The sequence below is a fragment of the Pseudoxanthomonas kaohsiungensis genome (assembly GCF_010211765.1).
Classification (GTDB): Bacteria; Pseudomonadota; Gammaproteobacteria; order Xanthomonadales; family Xanthomonadaceae; genus Pseudoxanthomonas; species Pseudoxanthomonas kaohsiungensis.
Window position 1 is genome coordinate 1 of record NZ_PDWO01000066.1, and the last position, 557, is coordinate 557.

A 557-nucleotide genomic window follows, 5' to 3' on the forward strand; every position below is an offset into this window, starting at 1 on the left:
CGAACTCTGCACAGCACCGTAAGTTCTACCACCACTATACTAACAATACTGATCACGCGCAGAGCCACACACCGGATGTGCAACCTCAGTGGCGACACCTAACAGGAGTCGCCGCTGTCTGCGCTGACCAGTGTCGTCATCATAATTACCATGTTTTTTTTTTTCGATCAGCAGGCACTCGGGCACCAGCAGCGGGAAGTACACCGTCGGCGCGTGGTAGCCATGATCCAGCAGGCGCTTGGCGACATCGGTGGCCGTCAGGTCCAGCTCCTGCTTCTGCTTCTTGAGCGTGATGATGAACTCGTGGCTCGCGCGCCGCGTCGGGTAGGCCAGATCGAAGCCCACGGCCTTCAGGCGTGCCGACAGGTAGTTCGCATTGAGCGCGGCGAACTCGGCCACGCGATGCATGCCCTCTCGGCCCAGTAGCCGGGCGTAGACATAGGCGCGCATCAGCACGCCGGCGTTGCCCATGAACGCGGAGAGCCGGCCGATGCTCTGGGGCAGGTCGTTCTCGTCGAGCCAGCGGTAAGAACGGGAATCGGGAGTCGAGAATCGGG

1 pseudogene is annotated in these 557 nt (G+C 61.0%); it reads right to left on the reverse strand.

The features are described 5' to 3' along the window. Positions 1-39: 39 nt before the first annotated feature. Positions 40-557, reverse strand: a pseudogene (locus CSC66_RS17315) (hypothetical protein); the annotation flags it as partial.